Below are 24,441 nucleotides of genomic sequence, written 5' to 3' on the forward strand. Positions count from 1 at the left end.
GCGACGGTCGATCGAGCCGTCGCCCACCCACCAACCGCCGATCGCTACCGGCGCCAGGCGCGGGACACCGCGGTCGGGAAGGAGAGCGGGCGCCGGTGGTCAGGGTTGGTACTGGTTGCGGGTGCGGGGTAGCCACTGGGGCTGGTGGTCGCGCAGGTAGCCGACCAGTCCCTCGCGCAGGTCGCAGCGCAGGTCCCAGGCGCTGGCACCATCGGCGGCCGAGGCCTGAACCTGGATGACCACGGTCTGCGGGGTGGCGTCGACCATCTGGAGCACCCACTGGTCTCGGTCCCACAGTGGTGAGGACTCGACCAGTCGGCGTGCCTCCCGCCGGAGGTCGTCGAGGTCGGCGGTGTGGTCGACATGCAACTGGATCTTGCCGATCACCCGCGACTCGTTCCGGGTCCAGTTCTGGAACGGCCGCTCGGTGAAGTACGTGGTCGGCAGGATGAGCATGCGGTCATCCCAGAGCCGGATCACCACGTTGGTCAGCTTCACCTCCTCGACCCGGCCCCACTCACCATCCACCACCAGCACGTCGCCGACGTGCAGCCCGTCGGCGAAGGCGACCTGAATGCCGGCGAACGCGTTGCCGAGCGCGGTCCGGGCGGAGAGGCCGAGGACCGCGCCGACCACCCCGGCCGAGGTCAGCACGGAGATGCCGAAGAGGCGTACCGGCCGAAAGGTGATCAGGATCAGGCCGACCGCGACGATCGTGACGACCGCTACCGTGAACCGCCGCACCGGGCGGATCTGGGTCCGGGCTCGCCGGACCCGCCGGCTGGTGGCCAGATTGTTCGGCAGCCGGCTGAACGCGACCGCCTCGGCGACGTGCAATGCCCTGATCACCAGCCAGGCACCGACGGCGAACAGGACCAGCAGGGTGGCGTGCCGCAGATAGGGCTGCCATCGGGCCGGTCCGGGCGGCAGCGCGTAGTACAGCGCCCCGACCACCAGTACTGCCGCCGCCGGGCGACGGCAGGCGTGCCGCAGCGGACCCAGCAGCCACTGATAGCGGCCACGAGCGACCCGGCGGACCAGCACGCCGGAGACCAGGTCCACGACCAGGGCTGCCGCCAGCGCGGCCAACACGATCAACACGGTACGCATCAGCAGCCGTTCACCGTGATCCTGATGCCGCCTCTCCTGAAACGCGCGACCGACTCCCCGCGTTGAGGGTGCCATCGGATCTGGTGGCAGGCGGTGGATATCGGGGAATGCCAGACGGCAGTGACGGGCGTCCGGCGACCGCGACCGCCGGGGCCGTGGACGAGGCCCGTGACAGCAGCGGCGTCCTCCTCGCCCAGCTACTGAGTCCTGCCCCCGCGAATGTCCGTGTTGGAGCAGACCCTGCAACGGCCGGTCGATCTCACCGACTACCTGACGCTCGCCTGGATCACCGGTTCGCTGGCCACCGTCGGCGGCGCGATCGGCTCCGGGTTGGAGAACGAGGAATCGGTGCGGGCCGCCGCGTACGGCTACCATCCCGAGCCCGGTGGTTGGCGGGATGAGAGGAACGCGCAGCCCTACCGCGGGGGGTGAGTGGTCGGGTGCTGCAGACCGCCACGCGGCACCCGTGCGACGCACGAGATGACGGTGGGGGGGGGGTCAGCAGACGCGCGTCTGCCAACTCACCTTCGTCACGAACATGGGCACGTAGAAATGGCCGCCGCCGGGGCGAACGCACTCCACGCCGGTGTGCTGCGACCCGAGATACGTGTAGGACCAGGTGATCTCGGCGTTCCGGGACGTGTAGTTGTAGAAGTTGAAGGCCGGGACGCTTCCGGACCATTCGCTGGTGGTCACCAGCGACGGAGGCGCTGTCGGACCCTCCGGCGGGTGATCCCAGTTGGGCCAGATGCAGAACGTGCCCTGCGGGCAGTTTCCGGCCGGCCAGACGTCGTCGGACGCGTGAGAGGTTGCCGCCGAGGCGGCGGGAGTGGTGGCCAGGATGCCTGCGACGGACGCGACAACGGCGATGGATTTCAACAGCATCACACACCTACTTCGATAAGTGTCGATGGATTGGGTTCGAAGCTACCGCCGGAAATTTGCGTCGTCAAGTACATGGGTGGCCGCGACCAGTTGATGAGCCGCGGTCGCGCCCCGTCAAGCGGCAAGGGCGAGAGCTGGGCCGGCAAGGTCCTGAGCCGTCGACCACCCGGTCCTGCGGCAGTGCTTGACCGGCCGAGTCGTGAGGCGCGTGGGCGATCATTGATGTCTGGCTGCATCGCTGGACGCCCTGACCCGTCGTCGGAGGCGCGGCGACGGTGCCGGAACGGCCGGGGATATGGTGCGGCGATGGAGGATCTGACCCGCCTGTTCCGCCTGGTCGCCGATCACGCCGCCGACTACCGGCGCTCCTTGCCGGACCGGCCCGTCGGGACGCCACCCGATCAGGCGGCGTTGACCCGGGCGTTCGCCGGCCCGCTGCCTGTCACACCCACCCCGGCGGAGCAGGTGCTGACGGACCTGCTCGCTGCCGCCGAGCCCGGTCTTGTCGCCAGCGCGGGCCCCCGCTACTTCGGGTTCGTGGTGGGTGGCGCGCTGCCGGCGGCGACCGGCGCCGACATGCTCGCCGCCGGTTGGGACCAGCTTGCCTCCAACGCCGTCACCTCGCCCGCCGCCATCGCGGCCGAAGCCACCGCCGGCGCGTGGCTGAAGGAGTTGTTGGGGATTCCGATGACGGCGTCGGTCGGCTTCGTCACCGGCGCGCAGGCGGCCAACACCGCCGGGCTCGCCGCCGCGCGACACCAGGTGCTGGCGGACGTGGGCTGGGACGTGGAACGATGCGGCTTGTTCGGCGCCCCGCCGGTCCGGGTGATCGCCGGGGCCGAGCGACACGGCACCATCGACCGGTCGTTACGCCTGCTCGGCCTCGGGGTGAACGCGGTACAGCCGGTGCCGGCCGGTCCCAACGGCGCCATCGACCCCCGGGCACTGGGCGACGTCCTGGAAGCCGGTCCCGCCGGCCCCACCATCGTGTGTCTTCAGGCCGGGAACGTGAACACCGGCGCCTGCGACGAGTTGCGGGAAGCGTGCGAGCTGGCGCACCGACACGGTGCCTGGGTGCACCTGGACGGCGCGTTCGGTCTGTGGGCCGCCGCGAGTCGCAGCACCCGTCACCTGGTGGACGGGCTGGAGCTGGCCGACTCGTGGGCCTGCGACGGCCACAAGTGGCTGAACCTGCCGTACGACACCGCCTTCGCCTTCTGCGCCCGGCCCGACGCGCACGCGGCGGCGATGTCCTACAGCGCCGCGTACCTCGTGGGCTCCGGTGGCGTGCCGGCGGGCGCGGACCTCACCGCCGAGTCCTCGCGTCGCGCCCGGGGCTTCGCGGTCTGGGCCGGCCTGCGCGAGCTGGGGCGCGATGGGCTCGCGGCGCTGGTGCAGCGCTGCTGCGCCCTGGCCCGTCGGTTCGCCGAGGGTCTGACGGCTGCCGGGTTCGAGGTGGCGAACGAGGTGGTCCTCAATCAGGTGCTCGTCAGTTTCGGCGCGGACGCCCGCACCGACCGGGTGGTGGCCGCGGTGCAGGCGGACGGCACCCTGTGGGCGGGCGGTACGACCTGGCGGGGGCGGCGGTTCATGCGGATCTCGGTGTCGAACGCGACCACCACCGAGGCCGACGTCGACCGGTCGATCGCGGCGATCACCCGTCTCGCCGGCTGACGTCGCCCGGACCACGGGAACTCCCCGACCTCGGTCCCACGCGCCGCCAGCCACCGCCGCGTCGGCGGCGACCGGGAAACGGCCACCGCCGACGCGGGTACGACTTCAGAGCCGGGAGGTGAAGGTGGCCAGGAAGCGGTGTGGGGTGACCGCGCCGGTGTTGTCGAAGCAGATCACGTCGACGTCGGCGTTGGTGCTGTACGACCACGGTTGGGTGAGGTGGCAGTAGTTGTTGCCGGCGCCCTGCGCCACCACCTGGGCATGTGTCTCCTTGATACCGACCTGCGGGAAGGTCGCCAGGTAGCGGCCGGAGGGCGCCAGCGGCGCCACCGTGTTCGCGCCGACGCCGAGCACCGAGTTGTCGTTGGTGGGCCCGCCGACGGCGGTACCCAGGTAGCCGAAGTACGTCGGCGGCCCGAGGGAGCCGATCACCGGCCGCCGACGGTGGTACGAGACGACGAAGTCGGTGTTGACGAACGCGCCGGCCTGGTCGTAGCAGAAGACGTACACCTGCACGTCGCTGCCGACCGCGCTCCAGGAGTAGACCTTGCACCGGCGCGGACCGGCGTTCGGCTGCACGGCGGTGACCTGCACGTTGCCGGCGAGCACCCCGGCCAGCCCCACCCCGGGCAGCCGCACCAGGTACTGCCCGACGCCCAGCGGCCCGACCGTGTTCACCGCGCCCGTCGAGTTGTACGACTGCACGACCGCCCCGCCACCCCACTGCGCGTACGCGTGGGAGGTGCCGGCCGGCAGCACGCCCGAGCTGGTCGTCCAGAGCACGGTGAACGGGGTGTCCTCGCGCGTGCCGCCGGGCCTGTGGCACTGCACGTCGACGATCTCGTCGGCGCCGGACTGGAACCAGCGAACCACCTCGCAGTAGTGCCCGGTCCGGTTCACCGGGGTCACGTGCGGCACGCCCCGGGAACTGGCGCCCACCTGCGGGAAACGGACCTGGAACCGGCCAGGCGCGAGCTTCACACCGTCGGCCCAGGCGGCCGGGAACGCGGTCTTCCAACTACCCCACTGCCGGCTGGTGTCCAGCACGGTCCAGACCGCAACGGTGGGGTCGTTGACGTACGCGAAGCCCCAGCGGTCGGCGGTGGCCGCCGCGGCCGGTGTCGCTGGCGCGAGTGCGCCGGCGGCCAGCACGGCGGCCAGCGCCGCGGTGACGAACGATCGGAGACGCATGTGTCCTCCACTCGACGGGAACGTTGTCGGGAGGAGTGTTCTCGCGGTGACTCCATGGTCACAGTCAGCTACTTCGTGCTCCGGTGTCGGCTGTCCGCTACCCGACGTGTTGCGCCCCACGGCTCGGCGGCATAACCGAAGGTCGATGTTGCGGCGGTCTCGCAGGCGATCAGCGGTTGAGGTAGGCGGTCAGGCCGCCGAGTTCCTCACTGGCGATGAACACCGACCGCACGTTGAGGATGGCTTCCTCCACGTGGGCGGGGCAGCCCCACGCCGCGTCACCCCACGAATCGGCGATCTTGATCTCGGCCGGCGCGGTGCAGCCGGCGGAACCACCGAGCTGACAGTGCTCGGGATGCGGCGTCGCGGCCTGCGCGGCTGCGGCGGCGCGCATCTGGGCGGCGAGTTCCGCGGCTGCGGCGGCACGCTGTTCGGCGTCGGCGCGCAGCTCCCGCTCCACGCGTAGCACCTTGGCCAGTTCGTCGTTCGCCGACTTGGCGCGTGCTTCGGCGGCGAGCTTCGCCTGCTCGATGTGGTGACGTTCGATGGCCAGCGCCGCGGTGCCGGCGAAGAGCCGGGCGAGGGCGAGGTCGGTGTCCTGCGGCACGCGCGGGGTGCGGTGATACATCGCGAACGTGCCCAACAGCCCGCCGTCGCGGGCCAGGATCGGCGTGGACCAGCAGGCCGCCAGCCCCGCCTGGTCGGCCAGGTCCCGGAAGTCGTCCCAGAACGGATCGGTGGCGATGTCGGTGACGATGACTGGTTCCCGCCGGTGGGCGGCGGTACCGCAGGAGCCGACGCCCTCGCCGGTCGCGATGCCGTCGATGGCCTGGTTGTAGAAGTCGGGCAGGCTCGGCGCGGCGCCGTGGCGCAGGTGCCGGGCGTCGGGGTCGGCGAGCAGGACGGAGACGAGCACCTCCTGCGTTGCGAGGTTCTCGATGCAGCGGGCCATCCCGTCGAGCACCTCGGTAACGGGTGCCTGGCGGGCGATCTGCTCCAGCAGCGCACGGTGTTCGGCCATCAGCCGTTGCGCATGCTTGACCTGCGTGGTCTCCACACCGAGCACGCGAATCCCGGTCACGTCGCCGTCGGCGTTCCGGCGCGGCTCGTAGGTGAAGTCGAAGAACGCTTCCCGCGCCTGCACGCCGCTGCCCAGCTCGACCCGGACGTCACGGCCGGTGTGCGGCTCACCCGTGCGGAAGACCTGGTCCAGTAGCGCGATGAATCCCTGACCGGCCAGTTCGGGCATCAGTTCGGCGAGCGAGACCCCGACGCGGGCCCGTTCCTCGCCGATGGTGGCGAAGAACGCCGGATTCGCCGTCTCCACGACGTGCGCCGGCCCCGACAACGACGCGAAGACGGCGATGGACTGTCCGAACAACGCCCGCAGGTCCTCCTCCGCTGCTCGTTCGGCAACCGTCGGACCCGCAGCAGCGGTAGACCTTTGGTCTGGAACCGCGGTCATGTTGTGGTGTCGCCTCTCGTCTGCGGGTTGGGAAAACGACCGATGGTGCCGCCGGTCGGTGCGGGGGAGTCGGCTGGGCCGCCCGCGCAGCGTACCCACGCGCCCGCCCGCCCAACCCGTGCACCGGGTGTCAGATCAGGACCGCGGCGAGAGAGCGGAACGCGTCGGCGGGGAACGTCGTGACGTCACCGCCGTTGAGCACCTGGATCGCCACCTCGTCCGCGCCGGCCTGGTAGTGCTTCTCCAGCCCGGCCGCGACCGTCTCGACGCTGCCCCAGGGGATCAGCGCGTCGACGAGGCGGTCGCTGCCACCGGCCGCGAAGTCCTCGTCGGTCCAGCCGAATCGCCGCAGGTTGTTGGTGTAGTTCGGCAGCGCGAGGTACCCGCTCGTGTACTGGCGGGCGGTGGCACGTGCGGTCGTGGCGTCCGGGTCGAGGACCACCGCGACCTCGGGGGCGAGCAGCCGGTCGGGCCCGATCGCCGCCCGGGCCTCGGCGGTGTGCTCGGCGGGAACGAAGTAGGGGTGCGCCCCGGCGGAACGATCGCGGGAGAGTTCCAGCATCCGCGGACCGAGCGCGGCCAGGATGCGTCGCTCGGGCGCGAGCCCCGCCGCGTCCAGGCCGTCCAGGTAGTCCACCATCCTTGAGTACGGCTTGCGGTAGTCGGTGCCGCTGCCCTCCACCAGCACCGCGTGGCTGGCGCCGAGACCGAGCAGGAACCGGCCGGGATGTGCCCGCTCCGCGTCCTGAGCGAACGCCGCCGTCTCGGGAGGCGACGAGTGCCAGATGCTCACGATCCCCGACGCGACCCCGATGCGCGTCGTCCCGTCCAGGATCTCCCGGAAGCGGGGGGCGACGTTTTCTCCGAAACCGCCGGAGAACCAGATCCGTGCGTAGCCGAGTTCCTCCAGCTCGGCGGCGGCATCGATGGCCGCGCTCTGACTCTCGCTATCGAGGAAGAACGGTTGCCACACGCTGACGAGTCGTTGTGCCATACCCGAACACTACGACTCGTCGCGTCGGGTCGCTCACCACCACCGTTCTTGCCCGGGTCGGCCCCGGTACACCCGTGCCGCCGCCGGCGTGCTCGCCACGGTCACGCAGACCGGCGCCGCGGTCAGGGTGCCAGGCCCGCCCGGATCGCCAGGATGGCGGCCCGTACGCGGTCGCGGCTGCCGGTCTTGGCCAGCACGTTGGTGACGTGGGTCTTGACGGTGCTCATCGACAGGTAGAGGCGCTCGGCGATCTCGTTGTTGTTGAACCCGGCACCGATCAGGGCGAGCACGTCGGTTTCCCGAGGGGTCAGCTGGTAGGCGGCCAGGTCGACGCGGGTGGCCGGCCCGCTCGCGCGTACCCGGTCGAGGACGGCGCCGGTGACCTCGGCGGAGAGGACCGCCTCGCCGGCCGCCACGGTGCGCACCGCGGCGATCAGGTCACCGGCGCTGCACCGCTTGAGCAGGAACCCGCGCGCGCCGGAGGCGATGGCGTCCAGGACGTAGGCGTCGTCGTCGAAGGTGGTGACCACGATGACGGCCGGCGCGTGCGGGATGGTGACCAGCTCGCGGGTGGCTTGCAGACCGTCGAGCACCGGCATGCGGATGTCGACGAGGGCGACGTCGATGCGGGAGTCGCGCCGCACGGCGTCGAGGAACTGCCGGCCGTCGGCGGCCTCGGCCGCGACCTGAATGTCGGGTTGGGACCGCAGGATCAGGCTGAAGCCGTCGCGCACCAGCTGCTGGTCGTCGGCGATCGCGACCCGGATCACGGGTTCGTCACCGGCAGGTTCGCCTGCACCATGGTGCCGCCGCCGGGTCGTCGGCTCAGCTCCCAGCTCCCACCGCGGGCGAGTACGCGTTCCTCGATGCCGAGCAGCCCCGAGCCGCGCGTGGGCGCAGCGGGCGGACCGATGCCGTCGTCACTGACCCGCAGCCGTGCACGGTCGCCGATGCGGACGAGTTCGACCCAGGCGGCCGTGGCTTTCGCGTGGCGGGCGATGTTGGTGAGGGCCTCCTGGGCGATGCGGTAGACGGCCAGTACGCCGATCTCGTCCAGGCCCGGCTCGGGGTCGAGCTGGACCCGCACCGTCACGCCCTGCTGGCGCAGTGGCTGCGCGAGCAGCTCGTCGATGTCGGACAGGCGTGGTGGCGCGCTCACCGCGATCGCCGCGTCCGGGTCGCGCAGGTGCACGACGAGCGTGTCGAGTTCACTCAGTGCGGTGCGTCCGCTGTCCGCGATCGCCTCCAGCGCCGCCCTCGGGTCGGCACCGAACTGACCCGCCTCGGCCTGAACCACCATCGCGGTGACGTGGTGACCGACCACGTCGTGCAGCTCGCGGGCCAGGTTGGTGCGCTGCTCCAGCCAGACCGCCTGGCCGCGCAGCTCGCCTGCCTCCCGGGTGAGGGCCTGGCTGCGTGACCACGATCGCAACAGGATCGCCAGGAGGTAGCCGGCCGTCACGAAGAAGAACGGCTGCTCGTACAGCCCTCGCCCGTTGAGCAGGGCGGTGGTGAGGGCGCCGGCCGCGCCGACCAGGCCACCCAGCCACCCCAGCCACGGGTGTCGGGCCGGGTCCTCGCAGGTCGAGACGAACACCAGGCCGGCGGCCGCGAGGCCCAACTGCACCGACTCCCCGGTGCTCACCACCGCCACGAACCCCGCGCAGACCGCGAAGACCAGGGCCCGGTGGCGGGGCCGCAGCGCCGTCGCCCCGAGGCCGACCGGCAGGACCAGCCACGCCCAGCCCGCCGGCACGGACACACCCCCTTCGACGGTCGCGACCACCGCGGCGACGATCAAGCCCGCGGCACCGTACGCCAGCCGGCGCACCCGCTCGGGGGCGCGCAACCATTCCCGGATCTCGGTCATCACCCGCACAGTCTCCGCGACCAGCCCGGCGACCGGCCAGTACCCCGGTACCGGATCGGGCAGGACCCCGGTGCCGCCGTCGCGGTCAGATCGGCACCGCGGCACGTTCCGCCAGAGCGCTCGCCGGTCGACTCTGCGGAGGTGACTCTCGTTGACTCCCGTGCCGCGATCACCGTCGGCCCGTTCCGTACGGTTCCCAACTACATCACCGCCATCCGCACGGTCGCCGCCGTCACCGTCGGTGTCGTCGCCCTCGTCGCCAGCTCCGTGGCATTGATGGCGATATCGTATGTTATCTACTGGTTCGGCGACGTGCTCGACGGCTGGACCGCCCGCCGGCTCGGACAGGAGACCCGAGCCGGAGCCGTCTTCGACATCGTGAGCGACCGCGCCTGCACCGCCGTACTCTGCGTGGGCCTGGTCTCCCTCGTGCCCGACGTCGCGGTCGTGGCCCTGGTCTTCCTGCTCTCGTTCCTGGTGCTGGACACCATGCTGTCGCTGGCGTTTCTGTGCTGGCCCGTGCTCAGCCCAAACCACTTCCACCTGGTCGACCGGCGGGTCTGGGTGTTGAACTGGTCGCCCCTGGCCAAGGTTGCCAACACCGCCGGGGTCATCGGCGCGATCGCGTTCGGACAGCACCTGCTCGCGCTCGCCGTCGCCGTCGCCGTCGTCACGGTCAAGCTGTGGTCGGCCGCGGCGGTGGTCCGGCTGCTCGAACGGGACGGCCGGGCGTGAGCAGCCTCGCCGAGGCGGCGGTGGCGCTCGGCTACGGTCTCACGTCGGCGCTCGTCCCGGTCGTCAACGCCGAGGCGTACGCCGTGCTCGCCGGGCAACGCGGCGGTCACGCTCTCGTCGCCGTGGTCGCCCTGGCGCTCGGGCAGACCGCCGGCAAGCTGCTGCTGTTCGAATCGGCGCGACGCGGATCGGGGCGACTCGCCCGGACGGTCGCGAAACGGAGAAAGTCACGCCGCGCGGCGTCCCGCGCCGCCCGGTGGACCGGGCCGATCCGGCGCTGGCTCTCCCGCCGCCGCAGTGCCGTACCGACCGTGCTCGTCTCCGCCGCGCTCGGGGTGCCACCGCTGGCCGTCGTCAGCCTCGCCGCCGGCACCGCGGGCCTACGACGCTGGGAGTTCGCCGTCGCCTGCCTTTCCGGGCGGGTGATCCGTTTCGCCCTCCTCGTCCTGCCAGCGGCGCTGGCCTGAGCGGGGGGCCCTGGTCAGAGGAGCCGGCCGTCGTGGGCGAGCAGGGCGATCTGGGTGCGATTGTCGAGATCGAGTTTGGTCAGGATGTGCGAGACGTGGGCCTTCACCGTGGTCACGCTCATCAGCAACTCGCTCGCGATCTCGGTGTTGGCGCGCCCCTGCGCGATGGCCAGCACGACGTCGCGTTCCCGGGGCGTGAGCAGAGCCAGCCGCTCGTGCGCCCGCTCGTAGGACTCGGCTCCCGACGCCACCCGCTGCATGAGACGGCGGGTCACGCCCGGAGACAGCATCGGGTTGCCGGCGGCGACCGCCCGCACCGCCTGGCTGATCCGCTCCGGCGGGGTGTCCTTGAGCAGGAAGCCGCTGGCGCCGGCCCGAAGGGCCCGCACCACGTGCTCGTCCGTGTCGAACGTGGTGAGCACGATGATCTCGGGTGGCCGGTGGCGGCGGCGCAGCCGCTCGGTGGCGGTGATGCCGTTGACGCCGGGCATCCGGATGTCCATCAGCACCACGTCGGGCATGTGCCGGTCCACCGCGGTGATCGCCGCGGCGCCGTCGGCGGCCTCGCCCACGACGACGATCCCGTCGGCGCCGTCGAGCATCAGCGTGAGCATTCCGCGTACGAGGGGATCGTCGTCGACGATGACGACCCGGATCGGGCTGGTCACCTCGGCCATGGCAGCCACGCGGTGAGATGGAACCGACCCGAGGCGTCGATGTGGTGCGCGACGCGACCGCCGGCGAGAGCGGCCCGCTCGGCGAGCCCGATCAGGCCGGTGCCGGCGACACCACCGGCACCGCTCTCGGGAGTGGTCGGGTTGGTCACCGCGATGCTCAGGCCGGCGCCGGGCGCACCGCCGAGCACAAGCCGGACCGGCTGCCCGCCCGCGTGCTTGCGGGCGTTGGTCAGCGCCTCCTGGGCGATCCGGTACGCGGTGCGGCCAACCGTCGGGGGCACCTCGACCGGCCGGCCGAGCGGGTCGTCGACCTCGATCCGCTGCCCGGCGGCTCGTGCCTCCTCGACCAGGCGCGGCAGGTCGGCGAGGGTCTGCCCGGCCGGCGCGTCCGTCGGCGACTCGGCGTCGTCGCTGCGCAGCAGTGTGATCACCTCCCGCAGCTCGTCGAGGGCGTGATGCGCGCTGGCCCGGATCACCCCGGCGGCGGCGCTGAGCCGCTCGGGCGGCGCGTCCGGCCGGTACTCCATCGCGCCGGCGGCCGCCGCCAGCAGTGACAGCCGGTGGGCCAGCACGTCGTGCATCTCCCGAGCGATCCGGCTGCGCTCGGCCGCCCGTGCCTCGACGACCCGTCGTTCCTGTTCCTGCTCAGCCCGCCGGGCCCGGTCCCGCAGCGCCGCCAGCAGGGCGTGCCGGGCCTGCGCCCAGGTGCCCCAGCCCAGCAGGGCGGCGTACGCGGCCGTCATCAGCACCAGCCGCCACCCGTACGGCAGGCTGGGCACCGGCCGCCAGAACGCCTGCACCGCCTCGCCCGCCACACCGACCGCCGTCACCGCAGCGGCCTGCCGAAACGGCCGGTTGCGGGCGGTGAACAACACCGCGAAGCTGGCCACCGGGGTGGCCACCGACGACAGCGCGACCAGCAGGCCGGCCAACACACCACCGACCACCGGGCGGCGGACGATGACCGGAACGAGGGCCAGGGCGGCCACCGCCAGCGCGATGTCGGCGCGGATCAGGCCGGTGGAGCTGGACCGGGTGGCGGACCAGAGCGCCGTGGTGACGAGGACACCGATCGCCACGGTCGACACGGCCGTCACACCCAGCGGAACGGAGCGCCACACCCGCGGTGGGCCGGCCTCGCACGTCGCCGTATCCATTCGCGCAGGCTACTGGGCCTGCGGGTGGCCGGACCACCTTCTTTGGTAGGAGGAGCTACCGCCGAGGGATGTACCCGCCGTGGCGTCCGGGCCGACGCGCCCGGCCCGGCCCGGTCCACAGACTCAGGGCATGACGAACAACCTTCTCCTGCGTCGGGCCGCGGTGGCGGCCGGCGCGATCCTGGTGGCGGTGGGCGAGTTCGCGCTGCTGCGCTCGGTGGCCGGTGGCGACCTGGCGGTCACGTCCGGAGACTCGACCCGGCAGATCACGGTGGCCGCGGTGGTCGTGGCCGCAACGGTCGCGGCACTGGCCGGTTGGGGGCTGCTCGCGTTGCTGGAGCGCCTGACCGGTCGTGCCCGCGTCTGGTGGACCTCGATCGCGGTCGCGGTCCTGCTGTTGTCGCTCCTGCTGGGGCCGCCGAGCGGAGTCGGCGGTGGAGCGAGGGCGAGTCTCGCGCTGCTGCACCTGAGCGTCGGCGTCGTCCTCATCCTCGGCCTGGCCCGCTCGCGTCCGGAAGGGCTGAACCGATGACCACGCTGACCGTACGCAAGCAGGATGGCGCCTTCGTCCTCGACTCCGGTGCCGGGCCGCGTGCCTCGTTGCGTACCGGCTGGACCTGGCGGTGCGGCGAGATCCGCACCGGCTCGGGCCTCTGGACGGTCGAGCCGACCGACCGCCGACGCTTCGGGGCCACCGCCCACGCCGAGCACGGCGTGGCGGTACGGCTCGACCCGCACCGGTCGCACGTGCCCGGTCCCGGCGGCGTGGCACGCTGGTCACCCGGTCGTTGCGGTGGCGAGTTGGTACGCGACGGACACCGCCTCGCCGTGCGCCTTGGCGGTCGGCTGGGCGGACCGATCCGCGTGGACGTCACAGGCGTTTGGGCCGACGTGGAGTTGGTGGCGCTGACCGCCTGCTTCGCGCTGATGAGCCGACGGCGGCGGCGCACTTTGATCATGATGGCCGTCGTCGGAGGGGGAGGTGGGTGACCCGCGGGACGGTTGGGGCGTGACCCTTCGCGGCTCGGGGGCGTCCGCGTCAGACGATGCGACGGAGCACGGTCTCCACGGCGTCGATCAGCGGATCGCCCTCGGTCCGGGGGTGCCGGGCGAGACCGAGCTCGACGTCCGGCAGGGCGGGCAGGGCATCGGCGTCGTGGCGGGTCATGCCCGGTTCGAGGTTCGCGGGCATGAGCGCCCCGACGCCGAGCCCGGCCCGCACCGCGGCGAGCACCCCGACCAGGCTGTTGCTCTCGAAGGTGACCTGCCAACGCCGACCGGCACGTTCCAGGGCCTCCAGCACCGACGTACGCCAGAAGCACGGGTTCGAGAACAACACCACGGGCAGCGGATCGGCGGTGACGTCCACACCCTGGCCGCTCGCCCAGACCAGCGGGCAGCGCACCGTCCAGCGGGGTGGCCCGGGAAGGTCCGGCACCGCGTCGAGGACGAGTTGGACGCGGCCCTCGTCGTAGGCCTCCCGCATGGTGGCGTTCGAGTAGGTGAGCACCTCCAGCGTCGCGCCGGGGTGCAGCCGGGCGAGGTCGGCGAGTGCCTGTGACAGCTGGGACGCGGCGAGGTCTTCGAGCAGCCCGACTCCACAGTGGCCGGTCAGTGCCCGGCCGGTCTCGGTGAGCGCCTGTGCGGAGAGCGAGAGGATGCGTTCGGCGTACGGCAGGAGTTCTTCACCCGCCCGGGTGGGTGCGACGCCGGACGGCGAGCGGTGCAGCAGTGGGCGGCCGACGACGCCCTCCAGCTTGCGTAACTGCTGGCTGAGAGCGGGTTGGGTCTGTCCGAGAGCGGTCGCGGCACGGCTGATGCTGCCCTCTCGGACGGAGGCGACGAACGACCGCAGCAAGGCGGTTTCGAGATCCCTGGCCATAAGCGTTGATTATGCCAGCCTCAACAAAATAACCACTAGTTATGACGCGGGGAGTGAACTAGCGTCGGTCAGGTGGCCGGATATCGACAGGTGCTCGCTGTGCCAGGCATGGCACCGCTGCTGGGTGTCTCACTGCTCGCCCGCACCGCGATAACAGCCGACGTGATGGCCCTGACGCTGTACGTCGTGCTGGGCCTGGAGTTGAGCTACGCGGCAGCGGGCGGCGTCGCGGCGGCCCTGACCGCCGGCGTCGCGCTGGGCGGACCCCTGCTCGGCCGCATGATCGATTCGCGGGGTCTGCGCAGCGTGCTGCTGGTGACAGTCCTGGCGCAGGTCGTGTTCTGGCTGAGCGTGCCGATCCTGCCGTATTCGATCCTGCTGGTCGCCAGCTTCGGGGCGGGTCTGCTCATGGTGCCGGCCCAGGCGGTCAGCCGGCAGGCGATCGCGGCGATGACGACGCCGCAGCAGCGCCGGGCCGCGTTCGCGCTGGAGTCGGTGCAGGGCGAGTTGTCGTACATCGTGGGGCCGGCGGTGGTCATCCTCGGCGCGGCCACGTTGTCCCCCGACGTGGTGGCGTGGGGGGTCGGCGCCGCCATCCTGGCCGGCGGCGTCGGCATCGCCCTGGTCAACCCACCGATGCGTGCCGACGATGAGGCGGATGCGGCCGCGGCGGAACGCCCCCCGCGCCGGCAGTGGCTGGACGCCAGGATGATCGCCGCGCTGACCATGGCGTTCGGCACGACGACGTTGCTCAGTGGCGTCGACCTCGCCATCGTCGCCGCGCTGCGAGAAGTGGGCCAGGTGTCCTGGGCCGCCGTGGTCGTCGTGGTGTTCGGCGTCTCGTCCGTCGTCGGTGGACTGATCTACGGGGCGCTGACCCGTCCGCTGCCCACCTGGCTGCTGCTCGGCCTGCTCGGGCTGGCGACGATTCCCGCCGGGCTCGCCCACGACTGGCCGTGGCTCTGCGTGGCAGTCGTGGGCAGCGGGCTGCTCACCGCGCCGACGCTGGGGACGGTGGCCGACGCGGTGAGTCGGCTCGCGCCGCCCGGCGTGCGAGGTGAGGTGATCGGGCTGCAATCGTCAGCGCAGAGCGCCGGTTTCGCGCTCGGATCCCCGCTCGTCGGCGTGGCGATCGACCTCACCGTACCGGCGGGCGGCTTCGCGGCTGCCGGATTGGCCGGCCTCGCCGCGGCAGTGACCGGCTACCTGCTGTCCCGCCGCTCGGCCGCCCCGACGGCGGTCCCCTTCCGTCCGGGCCCGGTCGACGTCAGGCAGTGAGCGTGCGCCCGGCCGGCGGGCCGGGGCCACGACGTCGGCGCGGCGATAGTCTGCCGTCATGGGAAGCGCGGAGCTGGATGAGCTGATCGTCGCGGACGCCGACGGACTGCGGGCGTGGTTGTCGGCCAACCACGACACGTCACCCGGTGTCTGGCTCGCCCTGACCAGAAAGGGTGGCACGGTCACCACGCTGACCTGGCAGCAGGCGGTCGACGAGGGGCTGTGTTTCGGCTGGATCGACGGGCAGGCCCGCAAACGGGACGACGAGAGCTCCTGGATCCGGTTCACCCCCCGCCGGCCGCGCAGCATCTGGTCCCAACGAAACGTCGCGCACGTGGCCCGGCTGGAGGCGCAGGGGCGCATGCTCCCGCCCGGCCGCGCCGCGGTGGAGGCCGCGAAGGCGGACGGGCGGTGGGAGGCCGCCTACGCCCCGTCGTCGGAAGCCGTGGTACCGGCCGACCTCCTCGCCGCCATCGCCGCCAACCCGGCCGCCCAGGCCATGTTCGACGTGCTGACCAGCACCAACCGGTTCGCGCTCATCCACCGCCTCAACGCGGTGAAGCGGGCGCAGACCCGGGAACGCAAGATCGGCGAGTTCGTCGCCATGCTGGCCCGGCACGAGACGATCCACCCACAGAAGGCCAAGCCGCCGACCTCGCCGTGACACAGCCGGGCAGAGACCGCCCGAGCCGGGCGGCTCAACGCTCCTCGCGGGACGGCGTCGCCGTCCGGGCGGGGGGTGTGACCTGCCGTCCGGGTGGAGGGCTGATGGAGGAACGGACGGCGGTCGGCGGTGGCCCGTCGGCGCGGCCCCGCCGCGCGTCCACGGCGAGCAGCGTCAGCGCGGCCAGCGTCAGCAACCCGCCGACGAGCGCCAGCGGGCGTGCCCCCGAGGTGGACAGGAGAGCACCGCCGAGCAGTGACCCGCCGGCGATGCCGGCATTGAAGGCGGTGCCCACACCGGCCGACGCGATGTCGGTGCTGCCCGGGGCCAGGTGCAGCATCCGGTTCTGCACGGCCGAGCCGAACGCCGCGTAACCCAGGCCGATCCCGGCGAGGAGCGCGACCGTGCCGGGCCGGAGCGCGCCGAGCGCGTACAGGCCGAACAGCGACGCGGTGCCGATGCAGAGCGGGGTCAGCAGGGAGGCGATCGGCCGGGCGTCCAGGGTCCGGGTCGCGGTCAGGGTGCCGACGACGCCGGCCACGCCGGAGACGAACAGCAGCGGCGCCAGCACCGCGTCGGCGAACCCGCTGACGTCGAGCAGGAACGGTGTGACGTAGGTCTGCAGGGTCATGAAGCCGCCGATACCGAGGGCGGTCGCGATCAGCAGGACGACGAAGCCCCGCCGGTCCGGCGCGGTGCCCCGGGCGGCGCCGCCGGCTGCCGGGGGATAGGAGGGCAGGAGCACGAGCACCGCCGCGGCGATCACCAGACCGACCCCGGCCAGCACCGCGAACGCCGTCCGCCAACCGGCCTGCTGTCCGAGCCAGGTGCCCAGGGGTACGCCGAGAACCGGGGCGAGCGTCGCGCCGGTCGCGAACAGCGCCACCACCCGGCCGCGCACCGCGACCGGAAACGGCCCGATCACGGTCGCCGTGGCGATGGACCAGAACAGCGCCTGGGCGAGGGCGGTCACCAGGCGGGCGCCGGCCAGCACGGCGTACGTCGGCGCGAGGGCCGCCGCGGCGTTCGCGGCGGCGAACAGGAGCATCGTGACGCCGAGCAGGTGACGCCGAGGGATCCGCTGGGTCAGCCGGGTCAGCGGCACGGAGACCAACACGACCACGACGGCGTACCCGCTGACCAGCAGACCCACCTGCGACCGGGACCGGTCGAGATCGGGTGCGATGTGGGTCAGCAGGCCGACAGGCAGCAACTCGGTCGTGATGAACGCGAACGCGGCCAGGGAGAGCGTGACGAGTACGGCCCAGGCCCTCCGCGGCGACACCTTCGGCGCCATGGTCCACCCCCTTTTCCGGTCACCGGGTCGGTTGCCCTGCCCGGCCGCCGAGCCGCTGGTCAGGATCGCGTACGGAACGGGGCAAGGACGGCACGGATCTGGTCGGCGGCCCCCCAGTCGTCGTCGAACTGGGCCAACACGGCGAGGTGTTGTCGCAGCTGGATGATCGGCATGCGGGCCCTCCAGTCGCTGTCGAGCGAGGTCAGCTCCGCGTAGACCTCGAACATCCGTCGCGCCTCGGGTGGGGGCGAGGTGGACCACACGTGAGCGAGGTCGACCTCCGCCCACGTGTAGGACACGGCCGGGTCGATCAGCGCGGGTTGCCCGTCCGGGGTGGCCAGGATGTTCTGTGCCCACAGGTCGCCGTGCGTCAGGCACGCCGGCCGGTCCGGCAGCAGGTCGGGCAACCGGTGGCAGAGGCGCTCCAGCGCCGCCCGGTCTCCCGCGTCGAGTGCCGCCCCGACGCGGGGCTCGTCGAGCCACCGGAGCAGGCGGTGCTGTGCGAAGAACGCGTGGCCATCGTCGTTCCAGGTATTGACCTGACGGCGACGGCCCAGCCAGTTGTCGTGGTGCCATCCGAAACGGGGATGGGTCGTGCTCAGGTGCAGGCGGGCGAGCAGATGCGCGAGCCGCTCCCAGAAGACCTCACTGGGTGGCCTTGTACGCAACAGCGACAACACCAGTACGTCCCGATCCGCCAGGATCACCTCGGGTGTCGCCACACCGCCGAGCTCGCGCAGGGCGGTCAGCCCCTCGGCCTCCGTGACGAAGACGTCGTCGGCGGGCGGGTCGGCGAACGCCTTGACGAACACCGACGACGCGTTCCGGCGGGTGGCGATGCCGGCGACCGCCGCGAGCCCGCCCGTCACCGGTTCCACCGTGACGAACTCCGGCAGGCCGGCGAGGCGCAGCCGCTCCAGCAGGATCATCCCGCGCGCTCCTCAGGTCCGGTACCGAGTGGGTCGATCCTATGTGGTGGGTCGAGGAGAGGTCGTGGGCGCACCGCTCGCCCGTGCTCGGTCGCGGATCATTCGAAGCGGTCGGCCAACGCCGTCAGCCTGGTGACGTACGCCGGCCAGTCGTACTCGTCGGGGAGGTTGGTGTTCTCCCGCCGCAGGCCGATCGCCGCGTCGTGCTGTTCGCGCATGATGTCGGCGTGCCCGGCGTGGCGGGCGATATCGCAGGTGACGTGGATGATGATCCGGTGCAGTGTCACGTCCTGCCTGCCTGGCCGCCACCACGGCACCTGTCCGGGCGCGTCGAGCGGTAGCTGTTCGATCGTCTGGTCGGCGAACGCGCCGACCCGGCGGTACAGGTCGATCAGCCCGTCCTTCGTCTCGTCCTCCCGCGCGTACCAGTCGGCCTGCGGGTCCTCCTCGTAGGCGGTCAGGGGGACCAACTCGTCGGGCGTCGGGAATTCGCGACCGAAGGTCGGCCCGAAGTAGCCGGCTTCGACGTTGAGGCAATGCTTGAGCGCGCCCAGCAGGTTGTTGCCGGTCGCCGTGCGGGGCACCCTGACCTCGCGTTCACTCAGCCCGTCGAGCTTCCAGATGAGGTCCTCGCGATTCTCCCGGAGGTAGAGGTGCAGCGCGGCCTTCGCGTCACTCAGGTCAGCCATGCTCACCAGTCTTCCCCACGGGCCGATTCCTCACGCGAGGTGTCACCGACCGGCACGCCCCCGACGGGGCCGGCGCCGTCTGGCACGCCCCCGACGGGCCGTCCGGTGCCGGCCCGTCGGGCGGCGTGCGCCAAGCCTCAGCTTCCGGTGCAACTCGCGGTGGTCCCGCTGCCGTTACCGGTGCCCTGGAATCCGAAACTGGTGGCCTGACCCGCGGCCAGTCGTCCGTTGTAACTCTGGTTCGCGACGGTGATGCTCCCGCTGGTGCCGCTGCTGACCCCGTTCCACAGGGAGCTGATCGACGTGCCGCTCGGCAGGTTGAGGGTGACCCGCCAGCCGGTCAGCGCGGCGGTCCCGGCGGTGACGCTGACGTTGGCGACGAATCCGCCGTTCCACTGGTCCTGCACCGAGTAGACCGCGGTGCAGGTGGGGGTGCCACCGGTGGGTGGTGGGGTGGTGGGTGGCGGCGTCGTGGGCGGCGTGCCGTCGTCGAGCGTGAGGTTCTTCTGTTGGACGCTCCACTGACTGCCGCACAGACCGCAGTCAGCGCCGACGAAGGTGCGGCCGGCGGTGGTGTCGCCCTTCAGCCGCCACTTGAGGTAGAGGGTCGCCACCCGGCCGAACTCGCCGCCGTTGGGCTGGTCGTAGGTGCCGCCATGCCCGACGTTCAGGTTGCCCATGAAGGCGGGCAGGCCGGCGGGCAGCTTGCCCCAGTCGTCCATCGCGTTCGGGTAGGCGATGTCGCTGGGCCCGCCGACGAAGTAGGCGATCGGCTTGGTCAGTCTCCTGAGCTGGTAGTCGTCGGCGTCGTTCAGCAGACCGCTGCTGAAGATGCCGGTCGTCGTGACCCGGGGGTCGTTCGAGACGGCGTACGCCTCCAGGCCGCCGCAGGAGAAGCCCGCGACGGCGACCTTGCTGGTGTCGAGCTTGTTGTAGTACTTGCCGCCCTGGCGGGAGTTCTCCGCGACCGCCCAGTCGATGGACTGGGTGAGCATCTGGGAGGTGGTGGAGCCCGATCCGTTCGGGGCGCCGTTGGCGATGGCGAGGAAGCCGTGGGACGCGATCTCGCGGAGGAAATTGCCCTGGGAGAGTCCGTTGGCCGAGCAGCCGCCGTTGCCCCACACGACGATCGGGAGGCGTTCGGACGGGAGGGTCTGGGGCCGGAAGATGGTGTGGTTGGCCAGGGTGGTCGAGGTTTCGTAGTCGGCGGGATACGGGCCGGACCCGCCGATCGCGGCAGAGGCCGGTGTCCCACCGAACGCCATGATCACCGAGGTGACCGGGACGATGACGGCAACCAGCCCCGCGTAGATCTTCGATCTTCCTTTCATGTGCACCTCCAGGAACAGTCACGGTGGCGCTCCCCGCGGTGGTGGTGGTGCGATCGCGCCCGACGAAGGTGGTCAGCGCTGGCCACGGGTCTGCGTCGGCGTGCGCACGTAGCGGCCCGGCCGGCAGCCGTGCCCTCGGCCGCCGCCGCCCGCTCGTCCAGCATCGGCGACCGCCCGGCCGCGGTCCCCAGAGGTGATCCGATGGGAGCTGTGTGCAGTTACTATCACTGCGGCAACGAAAAGTGTCAATGTCCGGTCCGCTCTGGCGGACCGCGACCGCCGTCAGCCGTCAGCCGTCAGCCGGACGGGCGGCTGCCGTGCCTGCCGCCGGTCGGCTCCGGGCGCGAGGGGTTCCTGGAAGCCTCGAAGTGGGTGATCCACGAGGCGGCATCCGGCCAGTGCGGAGTTGCCACCCGGACCAGACGCGCCTGCGCGAGCGGGCCGAGCGCCGAGTGGATGTCCAGGAAGGTCTCCCTGGCCTCCTGGCGGGGCCAGGGTTGCGGTAGCAGATGCGGGGGCAGGTCCGGGTCGATGTCCGCGAACTTCCGCCAGGAATCCATCGCCGAGGTCCGAGCCACCAGCGCCCGGGTCGCATCCACCTCACCGTTGCGCGCGGCCGCCCGCAGCGCCGCGTACCGCTGGGTGAAGGTCGAGTACGCCGTGGCGAGAGCGCTCAGGTCGTACGCGCGGGCCGGGCCGTGTGGCCCTGCCTCGTCGTCGAACCGGACGTGCATGACCGACCACCGAGCACCCCCGACGTCATGCAGCAGTTCGCGCAGTGCCTCCGTCACCGGCCCGGCGTCGGATCCCGGCCGGATCCACGCGCTGTCGTACAGGCCCACGAAGCGCAGCGCGCCCAACGCCCTGCGCACCGCGTGGCGGGCTGCCTGGCCGGAGTTCGGGATCGAGAAGGACGCCAGCACCCATTCGCCGGTCCAGGGCGCGGACCCGGAGCCGAAGTTCAGGAAGTGCCGCATCCGGGAACGATGCTTGGCGATCGCCTGGGACGTGAGGTGGTAGACGGGCGGACGTCGGTTCCCCCGGGTCGCGAGGAGCCCCCGTTTGACCAGCCGGGACAACGCGGCACGGGCACTGGACTCGCTGACCCCGAACTCCCGCAGGATCGCGATGACCGCCGTCGACGGCAGAGCGGCGTCGGCGGAGTCGAGATACTCGCCGAGCACGGTCGCCAGCAGGTGCTGTGGGCTGGACCCGGTCTGGGCCCGGGGAATTCGGACATCGTCGGCGGCCTGGTGGGCGATCACCCCACCAGAGTGCCGCACCACCCTGCTCGGGGCCCCTCCAGCCGGGCGGCAGCTATCGTTCTGACGTGCACATCCGTTTCGATGTACCCGCCGATCCCTCCTACCCGGGCCGGGTGGCTGCCGCGCTCGGCAACGTCCGGCTGCGCAGGTTCGGCTACATCGGTGCGGTCCTGACGGCCGTCGGGATCGTCGGTCTGGTCGTCTCGCGGGGGTTCGGGTGGGGCGAGCGGAGTGCGCCGCTGTGGACCGCGCTGGTCGTGGCCGGCGTGCTGTCGATGCTGTACCGGCCCTGGGTGCTGGCCCGCGCCCGGCGCCGCTCCAGCCGCTACGCCGTCGAGGGCGCGTACGACATCACCGACGACAACATCATGATGCGGAGCGGCTCCGAGTCCGGCGGCATCGCCTGGGACGGGGTCGCCCAGGTGCGGGACACCCGGGAGTTCTGGATCGTGTACGTCGGCAAGATGCCGGCGACGGTGATCCCGCGCTGGCTGATGTCCGCCGAGGACGCCGAGACCTTGCGTGCCCACATGGCCGACCGAGGGCTGCTGCGAAGTCGGTGAGGTCAGCCCTCACCCCACCCCCATCCCGCCCTCACCCGCCCGGCGCGGGCCGGCTTCGCGGAATCGGGCGGCGGTGTCGGCATCTGCGCCCCCAATCGTTCGCGGCTCCCTATTCTCGACGGGGATGCACCACATCCGAGCAGTTGCCGTCCGTCCGACGGCTCGATGGAGGCCGTCATGAGCACCATGGATCGCCCCGAGGGCATCAGCCCCACGGCGGTGGAGTCCGCGCCAGGGTTGTGGCGGATCGATCTGCAACGTCACGACCTCAGCATTCCCGGCCGGGAGGTCATTCAGACTCGGGTGGAATTCACGCCGGACTCGCCACCGTTCAAACATTTCCACCCCGGCGAGGAGATCATCTGCGTTCTGCAAGGATCGCTCGAATACCGGCTTGAGGGTCAGCCGCCGGTGGTGTGCAATCCCGGCGACGCCCTTACCGTTCCCTACGGGGTGCACCACCAGGCGCGCAATGTCGGCGACGGTGTCGCGGTCGAGCTGGCCACGTACGTCGTCGAGAAGGGAAAGCCGCTCCTCACCAAGGTGGAGTGAGCGGCGGCTGTAGCCGCGACCCGCCGGAGCGCGTTGGTGCCGCAGTGGGTCGCCGCCGACTGGCCGTTCCAACAGCCCCGCTGCCTGGGCCGTGACATCGCCTGGCAGGACTGGCTCGCGTTGCCGCGGGTCTCCGACCGCAGCTCGACGTGGTGGGGGCCAGACGTTCCGCCTGGCCCCCACGTCCGGGCGGGGTCAGCCCAGGTACTTCTCCCATGGACCGGTGATGGCCAGGGTGAGGCCCGGGTCCTGCATGTTGACGAAGAGCACCTTGCCGTCGGCGCTGAAGGTCGGCCCGCAGAACTCCGAGTCGTTGAGCTGGTTACGGGCGATCGGGTACGTCGGGCCGCCCGGGATCGTGCTGAGCACGTGCGAGGCGCCCGAGCCGTCCTCGGCGAGCACGAGGCTGCCCCACGGGGTGACCGTGACGTTGTCCGGCCCGTCGAAGGTGAGGTCGGTGTACTTGACCGGCGTACCCTCCTCGGACTGGGTCTGGTGCGGGAAGTACGTCACCAGCTGGATGGTCTGGTCCTTGAAGTTGTAGAACCAGACCATGCCGTCGTGCGGGGCCGCGTCCGCCGGCAGGTCACCCTCGTCCCAGGCGTACGAGTTGACCACGTACACGCCCTCGTCGGTGGCCCACACGCCCTCGAACTTGCGTCCACGGGTGACCTGGCCATCGGCGAACTGCTCGCGTACCGACGTGGTGCGCGCGTCGCGGTCGGGCACCTCGATCCACCGGACCGGGAAGGGGCGACCCAGCTGGGCGGAGGTCAGGTAGGCGACGTCCGGCAGCACCGAGCCGTCATCCATGATGATCTGCATGGCGGCGAGGACACCGGCGTTCGGTGCGAGCCGGGTGAGCACGCCGGGCCCGACCTTGACGCCCTGCGGGGCGGTCCAGCGGTAGAAGAGGCCGTTGGGTCCGTCGGCGTCCTCGGAGAGGTAGATCCGGGTGCGGTCCTTGTCGACGGCGAGGGCCTCGTGGGAGTAACGGCCCAGGCACTTGATCGGCCGCGGGTCGGCGCTGCCGTCGGCCCACACCTCGAAGACGTAGCCGTGGTCCTTCTGGTAGACGCCGGACCGGTCGCCCTCTTCCCACGTGTCGCCGGCCCGGTCCTCGGTCTCCTCGCAGGTGAGCCAGGTGCCCCAGGGGGTCGGCCCGCCCGCGCAGTTGGAGATGGTGCCGGAGAGCGCGACGAACTCACCCAGGTTGCGGCCCGCGAGGTCGGTCTTGATCACGGTGCAGCCGCCGGCGTCGACGGCGCCCGGGTCGTACACCGTTCCCTTGACGTGCGGTACGCCGAACTCGGCGCCCGGGTCGATCTCGTGGTTCTGGATCAGGGTGTAGCGGCCGCGGCCGGCGTCGTAGACGGCCATGCCGTCGTGGTCCGACGGGGTCGTGCCCTGGCCGCGGTCGAGCCGGGTGACGCCGGTCCGGGTGACCACGGTGTAGCTGAAGCCCTTGGGCAGGGCGAGGATTCCCTTGGGGTCGTCCACGAGCGGCGGGAAGGGCGCGTTACCGGGCTTGACCGGCGGGTGCGGTCGGGCCGGGCTGGCCTGGGCCAGGGACGGCAGGCCGCCGGTGACGGCAAGGCCGACGCCGGCGGCGGCGCCGCTGGCGAGGAAGGTACGGCGAGAGGAAGGCACGCGGATCAACTCCTGGTCAGGGCAAGTGCGACGACTGGCAGCCAACCCCTGCGGACAAACAGCGACACGTCAGCTGTGAGATCGGGTGGTGACATCGGAGTTAAGAATCGGGGTCA

26 protein-coding genes are annotated in these 24,441 nt (G+C 71.7%); 10 read left to right on the forward strand and 16 right to left on the reverse strand.

Features of this window, described 5'->3' with window-relative positions; translation table 11 throughout:
* Positions 1–99: 99 nt before the first annotated feature.
* On the reverse strand, positions 100–1,110 hold the full coding sequence (locus AB0J33_RS12500; protein ID WP_363612731.1) for a mechanosensitive ion channel domain-containing protein: 1,011 nt from the start codon (positions 1,108–1,110) through the stop codon (positions 100–102).
* 219 nt (positions 1,111–1,329) lie between these two features.
* Here AB0J33_RS12500 and AB0J33_RS12505 point away from each other — a divergent pair, with 219 nt between their 5' ends.
* Positions 1,330–1,542, forward strand: coding sequence for a hypothetical protein (locus AB0J33_RS12505; RefSeq protein WP_363612733.1), 213 nt, complete (start codon positions 1,330–1,332; stop codon positions 1,540–1,542).
* A gap of 66 nt (positions 1,543–1,608) precedes the next feature.
* Here the strand turns inward: AB0J33_RS12505 and AB0J33_RS12510 are convergent, their stop codons facing one another.
* Complete coding sequence (locus AB0J33_RS12510; protein ID WP_363612735.1) at positions 1,609–1,995, reverse strand: hypothetical protein; 387 nt, start codon at positions 1,993–1,995, stop codon at positions 1,609–1,611.
* Between the two features lie 306 nt (positions 1,996–2,301).
* On the opposite strand from AB0J33_RS12510, the gene AB0J33_RS12515 reads away from it, so the two are divergent.
* Positions 2,302–3,669: a pyridoxal-dependent decarboxylase gene (locus AB0J33_RS12515; protein ID WP_363612737.1), complete on the forward strand. Its 1,368-nt coding sequence runs from the start codon at positions 2,302–2,304 to the stop codon at positions 3,667–3,669.
* Between the two features lie 105 nt (positions 3,670–3,774).
* On the opposite strand, the gene AB0J33_RS12520 is transcribed toward AB0J33_RS12515, so the two are convergent.
* The 5 genes from AB0J33_RS12520 to AB0J33_RS12540 all read right to left on the reverse strand — a co-directional run bounded on the left by AB0J33_RS12520 (position 3,775) and on the right by AB0J33_RS12540 (position 9,189).
* A complete protein-coding gene (locus tag AB0J33_RS12520) occupies positions 3,775–4,860 on the reverse strand; it encodes a hypothetical protein (RefSeq protein ID WP_363612739.1) in 1,086 nt (361 codons plus the stop codon).
* Between the two features lie 169 nt (positions 4,861–5,029).
* Entirely contained in the window at positions 5,030–6,241 is a 1,212-nt protein-coding gene (locus AB0J33_RS12525; RefSeq protein ID WP_363612741.1) for a GAF domain-containing protein, read from the reverse strand.
* A 214-nt stretch (positions 6,242–6,455) separates the two neighbouring features.
* Positions 6,456–7,319: an LLM class F420-dependent oxidoreductase gene (locus tag AB0J33_RS12530; protein ID WP_363612743.1), complete on the reverse strand. Its 864-nt coding sequence runs from the start codon at positions 7,317–7,319 to the stop codon at positions 6,456–6,458.
* 122 nt (positions 7,320–7,441) lie between these two features.
* Entirely contained in the window at positions 7,442–8,089 is a 648-nt protein-coding gene (locus AB0J33_RS12535) for a response regulator transcription factor (protein ID WP_363612745.1), read from the reverse strand.
* Positions 8,086–9,189 carry a sensor histidine kinase gene (locus tag AB0J33_RS12540; RefSeq protein WP_363612747.1) on the reverse strand — a complete coding sequence of 368 codons (1,104 nt, stop codon included), beginning with the start codon at positions 9,187–9,189 and terminating at the stop codon, positions 8,086–8,088. The genes AB0J33_RS12535 and AB0J33_RS12540 overlap by 4 nt, the downstream gene beginning before the upstream one ends.
* A 141-nt stretch (positions 9,190–9,330) precedes the next feature.
* On the opposite strand from AB0J33_RS12540, the gene AB0J33_RS12545 reads away from it, so the two are divergent.
* Positions 9,331–9,924 (forward strand): CDP-alcohol phosphatidyltransferase family protein, encoded by a 594-nt coding sequence (locus AB0J33_RS12545; RefSeq protein ID WP_363612749.1) that lies wholly within the window; start codon positions 9,331–9,333, stop codon positions 9,922–9,924.
* Positions 9,921–10,391: a VTT domain-containing protein gene (locus tag AB0J33_RS12550; protein ID WP_363612751.1), complete on the forward strand. Its 471-nt coding sequence runs from the start codon at positions 9,921–9,923 to the stop codon at positions 10,389–10,391. The genes AB0J33_RS12545 and AB0J33_RS12550 overlap by 4 nt, the downstream gene beginning before the upstream one ends.
* A 14-nt stretch (positions 10,392–10,405) precedes the next feature.
* Here the strand turns inward: AB0J33_RS12550 and AB0J33_RS12555 are convergent, their stop codons facing one another.
* Positions 10,406–11,068, reverse strand: coding sequence for a response regulator transcription factor (locus AB0J33_RS12555; RefSeq protein ID WP_363613205.1), 663 nt, complete (start codon positions 11,066–11,068; stop codon positions 10,406–10,408).
* Positions 11,056–12,225, reverse strand: coding sequence for a histidine kinase (locus tag AB0J33_RS12560; protein WP_363612753.1), 1,170 nt, complete (start codon positions 12,223–12,225; stop codon positions 11,056–11,058). Before AB0J33_RS12560 ends, AB0J33_RS12555 begins: the two co-directional genes overlap by 13 nt.
* A gap of 130 nt (positions 12,226–12,355) precedes the next feature.
* Here AB0J33_RS12560 and AB0J33_RS12565 point away from each other — a divergent pair, with 130 nt between their 5' ends.
* Together AB0J33_RS12565 and AB0J33_RS12570 are read left to right on the forward strand one after the other, a co-directional pair.
* Entirely contained in the window at positions 12,356–12,757 is a 402-nt protein-coding gene (locus AB0J33_RS12565; RefSeq protein ID WP_363612755.1) for a DUF6069 family protein, read from the forward strand.
* The gene (locus AB0J33_RS12570) at positions 12,754–13,215 is read left to right on the forward strand and encodes a hypothetical protein (RefSeq protein ID WP_363612757.1); all 462 of its coding nucleotides are present in this window, start codon (positions 12,754–12,756) and stop codon (positions 13,213–13,215) included. The genes AB0J33_RS12565 and AB0J33_RS12570 overlap by 4 nt, the downstream gene beginning before the upstream one ends.
* 49 nt (positions 13,216–13,264) lie before the next feature.
* On the opposite strand, the gene AB0J33_RS12575 is transcribed toward AB0J33_RS12570, so the two are convergent.
* A complete protein-coding gene (locus AB0J33_RS12575) occupies positions 13,265–14,107 on the reverse strand; it encodes a LysR family transcriptional regulator (protein WP_363612759.1) in 843 nt (280 codons plus the stop codon).
* A gap of 72 nt (positions 14,108–14,179) precedes the next feature.
* Here AB0J33_RS12575 and AB0J33_RS12580 point away from each other — a divergent pair, with 72 nt between their 5' ends.
* Together AB0J33_RS12580 and AB0J33_RS12585 are read left to right on the forward strand one after the other, a co-directional pair.
* Complete coding sequence (locus tag AB0J33_RS12580) at positions 14,180–15,385, forward strand: MFS transporter (RefSeq protein WP_363612761.1); 1,206 nt, start codon at positions 14,180–14,182, stop codon at positions 15,383–15,385.
* A gap of 58 nt (positions 15,386–15,443) precedes the next feature.
* Positions 15,444–16,049 carry a YdeI/OmpD-associated family protein gene (locus AB0J33_RS12585; protein ID WP_363612763.1) on the forward strand — a complete coding sequence of 202 codons (606 nt, stop codon included), beginning with the start codon at positions 15,444–15,446 and terminating at the stop codon, positions 16,047–16,049.
* 34 nt (positions 16,050–16,083) lie between these two features.
* Here the strand turns inward: AB0J33_RS12585 and AB0J33_RS12590 are convergent, their stop codons facing one another.
* From AB0J33_RS12590 to AB0J33_RS12610, 5 genes are all read right to left on the reverse strand, one after another.
* Entirely contained in the window at positions 16,084–17,346 is a 1,263-nt protein-coding gene (locus tag AB0J33_RS12590; protein WP_363612765.1) for an MFS transporter, read from the reverse strand.
* A 59-nt stretch (positions 17,347–17,405) separates the two neighbouring features.
* Complete coding sequence (locus AB0J33_RS12595; RefSeq protein ID WP_363612766.1) at positions 17,406–18,275, reverse strand: fructosamine kinase family protein; 870 nt, start codon at positions 18,273–18,275, stop codon at positions 17,406–17,408.
* Positions 18,276–18,373: 98 nt separating this feature from the next.
* Positions 18,374–18,964 (reverse strand): DinB family protein, encoded by a 591-nt coding sequence (locus AB0J33_RS12600; RefSeq protein WP_363612768.1) that lies wholly within the window; start codon positions 18,962–18,964, stop codon positions 18,374–18,376.
* A 137-nt stretch (positions 18,965–19,101) separates the two neighbouring features.
* Positions 19,102–20,295: a cellulose binding domain-containing protein gene (locus AB0J33_RS12605; protein WP_363612770.1), complete on the reverse strand. Its 1,194-nt coding sequence runs from the start codon at positions 20,293–20,295 to the stop codon at positions 19,102–19,104.
* A 296-nt stretch (positions 20,296–20,591) separates the two neighbouring features.
* Entirely contained in the window at positions 20,592–21,560 is a 969-nt protein-coding gene (locus AB0J33_RS12610; protein ID WP_363612772.1) for a PaaX family transcriptional regulator C-terminal domain-containing protein, read from the reverse strand.
* Between the two features lie 65 nt (positions 21,561–21,625).
* Between AB0J33_RS12610 and AB0J33_RS12615 the strand changes: the two genes are divergently transcribed.
* Complete coding sequence (locus AB0J33_RS12615; protein WP_363612774.1) at positions 21,626–22,123, forward strand: YcxB family protein; 498 nt, start codon at positions 21,626–21,628, stop codon at positions 22,121–22,123.
* 177 nt (positions 22,124–22,300) lie between these two features.
* Entirely contained in the window at positions 22,301–22,675 is a 375-nt protein-coding gene (locus tag AB0J33_RS12620) for a cupin domain-containing protein (protein ID WP_363612776.1), read from the forward strand.
* Between the two features lie 195 nt (positions 22,676–22,870).
* Here the strand turns inward: AB0J33_RS12620 and AB0J33_RS12625 are convergent, their stop codons facing one another.
* Positions 22,871–24,325, reverse strand: coding sequence for an alkaline phosphatase PhoX (locus tag AB0J33_RS12625; protein ID WP_363612778.1), 1,455 nt, complete (start codon positions 24,323–24,325; stop codon positions 22,871–22,873).
* Positions 24,326–24,441 lie beyond the last annotated feature (116 nt).

Origin of the sequence: Micromonospora sp. NPDC049645, assembly GCF_040675155.1 — a bacterium.
GTDB lineage: Bacteria > Actinomycetota > Actinomycetes > Mycobacteriales > Micromonosporaceae > Micromonospora.

Bases quoted from the DNA above. Each gene is read 5' to 3' on its own strand.
- AB0J33_RS12605 (WP_363612770.1), bottom strand. From the start codon at position 20,295: ATGAAAGGAAGATCGAAGATCTACGCGGGGCTGGTTGCCGTCATCGTC.
- AB0J33_RS12620 (WP_363612776.1), top strand. From the start codon at position 22,301: ATGAGCACCATGGATCGCCCCGAGGGCATCAGCCCCACGGCGGTGGAG.
- AB0J33_RS12505 (WP_363612733.1), top strand. From the start codon at position 1,330: ATGTCCGTGTTGGAGCAGACCCTGCAACGGCCGGTCGATCTCACCGAC.
- AB0J33_RS12575 (WP_363612759.1), bottom strand. From the start codon at position 14,107: ATGGCCAGGGATCTCGAAACCGCCTTGCTGCGGTCGTTCGTCGCCTCC.
- AB0J33_RS12595 (WP_363612766.1), bottom strand. From the start codon at position 18,275: ATGATCCTGCTGGAGCGGCTGCGCCTCGCCGGCCTGCCGGAGTTCGTC.
- AB0J33_RS12560 (WP_363612753.1), bottom strand. From the start codon at position 12,225: ATGGATACGGCGACGTGCGAGGCCGGCCCACCGCGGGTGTGGCGCTCC.
- AB0J33_RS12510 (WP_363612735.1), bottom strand. From the start codon at position 1,995: ATGCTGTTGAAATCCATCGCCGTTGTCGCGTCCGTCGCAGGCATCCTG.
- AB0J33_RS12570 (WP_363612757.1), top strand. From the start codon at position 12,754: ATGACCACGCTGACCGTACGCAAGCAGGATGGCGCCTTCGTCCTCGAC.
- AB0J33_RS12555 (WP_363613205.1), bottom strand. From the start codon at position 11,068: ATGGCCGAGGTGACCAGCCCGATCCGGGTCGTCATCGTCGACGACGAT.
- AB0J33_RS12515 (WP_363612737.1), top strand. From the start codon at position 2,302: ATGGAGGATCTGACCCGCCTGTTCCGCCTGGTCGCCGATCACGCCGCC.
- AB0J33_RS12500 (WP_363612731.1), bottom strand. From the start codon at position 1,110: ATGCGTACCGTGTTGATCGTGTTGGCCGCGCTGGCGGCAGCCCTGGTC.
- AB0J33_RS12530 (WP_363612743.1), bottom strand. From the start codon at position 7,319: ATGGCACAACGACTCGTCAGCGTGTGGCAACCGTTCTTCCTCGATAGC.
- AB0J33_RS12520 (WP_363612739.1), bottom strand. From the start codon at position 4,860: ATGCGTCTCCGATCGTTCGTCACCGCGGCGCTGGCCGCCGTGCTGGCC.
- AB0J33_RS12540 (WP_363612747.1), bottom strand. From the start codon at position 9,189: ATGACCGAGATCCGGGAATGGTTGCGCGCCCCCGAGCGGGTGCGCCGG.
- AB0J33_RS12590 (WP_363612765.1), bottom strand. From the start codon at position 17,346: ATGGCGCCGAAGGTGTCGCCGCGGAGGGCCTGGGCCGTACTCGTCACG.
- AB0J33_RS12565 (WP_363612755.1), top strand. From the start codon at position 12,356: ATGACGAACAACCTTCTCCTGCGTCGGGCCGCGGTGGCGGCCGGCGCG.
- AB0J33_RS12600 (WP_363612768.1), bottom strand. From the start codon at position 18,964: ATGGCTGACCTGAGTGACGCGAAGGCCGCGCTGCACCTCTACCTCCGG.
- AB0J33_RS12585 (WP_363612763.1), top strand. From the start codon at position 15,444: ATGGGAAGCGCGGAGCTGGATGAGCTGATCGTCGCGGACGCCGACGGA.